3 protein-coding genes, 3 tRNA genes and 1 pseudogene are annotated in these 4,228 nt (G+C 70.4%); 5 read left to right on the top strand and 2 right to left on the bottom strand.

The genetic code is table 11. From position 1 onward, the window contains the following. Window positions 1-43: 43 nt before the first annotated feature. From B2284_RS05510 to B2284_RS05495, 4 genes are all read left to right on the top strand, one after another. The gene (locus B2284_RS05510) at window positions 44-1,090 is read left to right on the top strand and encodes a PHP domain-containing protein (protein ID WP_062258224.1); all 1,047 of its coding nucleotides are present in this window, start codon (window positions 44-46) and stop codon (window positions 1,088-1,090) included. 167 nt (window positions 1,091-1,257) lie between these two features. After that, window positions 1,258-1,333 (top strand) — tRNA-Glu (locus B2284_RS05505). A 22-nt stretch (window positions 1,334-1,355) separates the two neighbouring features. Continuing rightward, a tRNA-Asp gene (locus tag B2284_RS05500) sits at window positions 1,356-1,432 on the top strand. 13 nt (window positions 1,433-1,445) lie between these two features. Beyond that, a tRNA-Phe gene (locus tag B2284_RS05495) sits at window positions 1,446-1,518 on the top strand. A gap of 189 nt (window positions 1,519-1,707) precedes the next feature. Here the strand turns inward: B2284_RS05495 and B2284_RS05490 are convergent. Then, a complete protein-coding gene (locus tag B2284_RS05490) occupies window positions 1,708-3,015 on the bottom strand; it encodes an aspartate aminotransferase family protein (protein WP_074045679.1) in 1,308 nt (435 codons plus the stop codon). 159 nt (window positions 3,016-3,174) lie between these two features. Next, window positions 3,175-3,852, bottom strand: coding sequence for an IMPACT family protein (locus B2284_RS05485; protein WP_074045680.1), 678 nt, complete (start codon window positions 3,850-3,852; stop codon window positions 3,175-3,177). An 84-nt stretch (window positions 3,853-3,936) separates the two neighbouring features. On the opposite strand from B2284_RS05485, the pseudogene B2284_RS05480 reads away from it, so the two are divergent. Then, window positions 3,937-4,228: pseudogene (locus B2284_RS05480) on the top strand (hypothetical protein); the annotation flags it as partial.

Below are 4,228 nucleotides of genomic sequence, written 5' to 3'. Positions count from 1 at the left end.
GGAGGCCCTGGGCAAGTCCGGGCGATGTTCGTACAGTGACCACATGACCGGTGCTCCCACGCCTCGCGAAGCGCTCGACCGCATCGCCTTCCTGCTCGAACGTCGCCGTGCGGGTACATACCGCGTCAAGGCGTTCCGTGGCGCCTCGCGCGCGATTGCCGCGCTCGACGAGGAGACGTTGCGCGCGAAGGCCGCCGACGGCTCCCTCGCGGACGTCTCCGGCATCGGCAAGACGACGCTCGCCGTCATCACCGAGGCACTCGACGGCCGCGTCCCGAGCTACCTCGACCAGCTGGAGGAATCGAGCCCCGAGCACCTCGTCGAGGGCGCGCAGCGCGTCATGGCCGCCGTCAAGGGCGACTGCCACACCCACTCGGACTGGAGCGACGGCGGCTCACCGATCGACGAGATGGTCATGGCAGCGATCTCCCTCGGGCGCGAGTACATCGTGCAGACCGACCACTCCCCCTCGCTGCGCGTCGCCAACGGGCTGAGTGCCGAGCGGCTGACGAAGCAGCTCGGCGTCATCGACGCGATGAACTCGGCCCTCGGGGCGACGGGCACCCCGTTCGTCCTGCTCAAGGGTATCGAGGTAGACATCAAGGAGGACGGCTCCCTCGACCAGCGCGCCGACATGCTCGACCGCCTCGACGTGCGGGTCGCGTCGGTTCACTCCAAGCTGCGTTCGGGCCCGGCTGCCATGACGAAACGCATGCTCGGCGCCATCGAGAACCCCCACACGACGATCCTCGGGCACTGCACCGGCCGCCTCGTCGACGGCGAACGCGGCGTCCGCCCACCGTCGACGTTCGATTCCAAGGCCGTGTTCGCTGCATGCGCCGAGCACCGCGTCGCCGTCGAGATCAACGCGCGCCCCGAACGCTGCGACCCGCCCGACGATCTCATCCGCGAGGCGATCGACGCCGGCTGCTACTTCTCCCTCGACTCCGACGCGCACGCGCCCGGCCAGCTCGACTTCCTCCAGTACGGCGCCGCGCGCATCGAGGAGCTCGGCGTGCCGCTCGAGCGCGTCATCACGACGTGGGACGTCGAGCGGGTGCGTACGTTCGCGCGCAAGGAGATCGCCTGAGAAGCGCCTCGACGCCGCCCGGGCCGGGCAGCGCACCGCACGCCATGCCGCCGGAATCCCCGCCATTCCGGGCGTTTTGCGTTGCCCGGCGAACGTGTACTAAAGTTACGCAAGTTCCAGCGGGGCAAACACCGGAAGGTGAGCGGCTCGCGGGAATGATTTGTGTAGTCCCCATCGTCTAGCGGCCTAGGACACTGCCCTTTCACGGCAGCGGCACGGGTTCGAATCCCGTTGGGGATACCACGCACAGATCGGCCTTTCACGAGGCCCCGTAGCGCAGTTGGTTAGCGCGCCGCCTTGTCACGGCGGAGGTCGCGGGTTCGAGTCCCGTCGGGGTCGCCATCCCTTTCCCAAGGGCCAGATAGCTCAGTTGGTAGAGCGAGCGACTGAAAATCGCTAGGTCGGCGGTTCGACCCCGTCTCTGGCCACGCTCCACCGAGAAAGCCCCCGAGATTCGTCTCGGGGGCTTTCTCGTGTTCTGCATGCCTCCCGGTTCGATATGCCTCCCGGTTCGAGGCGCGTTCCACGCCGCGGCACCCCCGACGTTGCACCGGGTGCGACGCTGCCTCGTTCGGCAGCGTCGCAACGGCCGACCACCCACCGACGGCGCGTCGTCGTCAGCTCGCGGAGAGCGCCTCGTCGAGGATCGTCAGGGCCGCACGGACGTCGTCGTCGCTGACGTTGCACGGCGGCACGACGTGCAGCCGGTTCGCGGCGGCGATGACGAGCAGGCCGGTCTTCTTGCACGCGGCCGCGACGGCGGCGGCGCGCTCGACGTCGGGCGTGCGCGCGGCGTCCTCGACGAGTTCGAGCGCCCAGAACACCCCGACGCCACGCGCCTGGCCGACCGCGTCGTGCTTCTCGGCGAGCGCCTGCAGGCCGGGGCCGAGCACGTCGGAACCGATGCGGGCGGCGTTCTCGACGATGCCCTCGTCCTGCATCGCGGCGATCGTCGCGACGCCCGCCGCGCACGCGAGCGGGTGGCCGGAGTAGGTGAGGCCGCCGGGGTAGGCGCGCTCGTCGAAGTGGTGAGCGATCTCGTCGCTCAGCACGACACCGCCGAGCGGCACGTACCCCGAGTTGACGCCCTTGGCGAACGTGATGAGGTCGGGCACGACATTCGCGTGCTGGTGCGCGAACCAGGCACCGGTGCGGCCGAAGCCGGCCATGACCTCGTCGGCGATGAAGATGATGCCGTACTTCGTGCAGATCTCGCGGACGCCCTCGAGGTAGCCCGGCGGCGGCGGGATGATGCCGGCCGAACCGATGACGGGCTCGAGGATGAGAGCGGCGAACGCGTCGGCGCCCTCGGAGGTGATGGTGTGCTCGAGGTGCGTCAGCGCACGCTCGCACTCCTCGTCCTCGCTCGTCGCCCAGAACTCGCTGCGGTAGAGGAACGGACCGTAGAAGTGGACGACCTCGCTCGCACCCTTGTCGTTGGCGAAGCGGCGCGCCTCACCGGTGAGGTGGATCGACTGCGCCGTCGCGCCGTGGTAGCTGCGGTAGGCGGCGAGCAGCTTGCGACGGCCCGTCACCTCGCGCGCCATGCGGACGGCGTGCTCGTTCGCCTCGGTACCACCGTTGGTGAAGAACACCTTGTTGAGCGTGTCGGGCAGCAGGTCGCTGATCATCTTCGCCAGCTGCGAACGCTGGTCGTTGGCGTTGCTCGGCCCGATCGTGCACAGCGTCTCGGCCTGCGTCTTGATCGCCTCGACGACGCGCGGGTGCTGGTGGCCGACGTTCGTGTAGACGAGCTGGCCGGTGAAGTCGAGGTACTCGTTGCCGTCGCCGTCCCACAGGCGGGAGCCGGACGTCTTCGTCACGACCATCGGCTTCAGCGCGGCCTGCGCCGACCACGAATGGAAGACGTGGGCCCGGTCGAGTGCGTATGTTTCGTCGGGGGTCAAGGTCTTCGGTTCACTCATGGAGCCACTCTGGGGGTTCGCACGCCCACGCGCCAACCCCGTCTCAGGGCGCGGGAGACGCGCCGTGGCGCGGCAGAAGTACCGGGGCAGGTGTGGTGTCGCTGATGGGTGGCGGCCGGTGCGCCCCGAAGACGCGCGAAGGTCCGGCCGGCTGACGCCTCACCCAGGCTGGTCGGCGAGTGCGACCCAGCGCTGCCCACACTCGTGGAGGTCGGCCGAACCGCCCGTCAGGCTCGCGAGCTCGCTCTCGAGCGCTGCGCGATCGGCCTGCGTGACGGCGAGCACCAGGCGCGCCGTTCCTGAGGCCGCAGCCTGGGCGTAGTCGACGCCCTCGACGTGTCGCCCGGCGGCTCGCAGGGCGTTCTCGACGCGGCCGACGTCGGCGATGCCGACGTCGGCCGCCATGACGAGGCGACGCTCGTACGTGACGACGCGGGCCTCGGCCAGCGCGGCGCGCACGACGTCGCCGTAGGCCCGCACGAGCCCTCCGGCGCCGAGCAGCGTGCCGCCGAACCAGCGCGTCACGACGGCGACGACGTCGCTCAGACCCGAGGCGACGAGCGCCTCCAGCATCGGCGCGCCCGCCGTGCCCGACGGCTCGCCGTCGTCGTTGCTGCGCCGCACCTGACGCTGGGGGCCGAGCACGAACGCGCTGCAGTGATGGCGCGCGTCCCAGTGCTGCTTACGAGCGGCCTCGACGACGGCCCGTGCGGCCACCTCCGACGCTTCGTCGTCACCCGCCCCCACCGGCGTCAGTTCACACAGGAACCGCGAGTGCTTCACCTCGATCTCGGCGATGGCCGGGCCTGCGAGGGTGGTGAACCGAGACGTCGTCATGTCCGGCGACGATACCGGGCGCGATGATGCGAAACGACGACGCGGAACGTGGCGCCCCCGTCGCGCGGGCGTCAGAATGGGGGCATGACGTCGCGCCATCTGCCCGCATCCGCTCGCGCCCTCGTCGTCGGTGGTGCCTGCGTGCTCGCCGTCGCCGCGGGGTCGTCCTCACCCGCCGCCGCCATCACGCGCAGCCCGGGTGTGAGCTCGAGCAGCACCGCCGGGGCGTCCGAGGGAGCTCAGGAGTTGACCGTGCAGACCGCCACGGCCTCCCCGAGCACCGTCAAGGGGCCGACGACGCCGACGGTCGACGAGCCTGGCGACAACGAACCTGCCCTCGTCCTGGGTGGTTTCGGCCTCGGCGCGCTCGCCCTCG

Source organism: Dermacoccus sp. UBA1591, from assembly GCF_002322065.1.
Lineage (GTDB): Bacteria > Actinomycetota > Actinomycetes > Actinomycetales > Dermatophilaceae > Dermacoccus > Dermacoccus nishinomiyaensis.
This window is presented reverse-complemented; position numbering and strand designations above follow the sequence as displayed.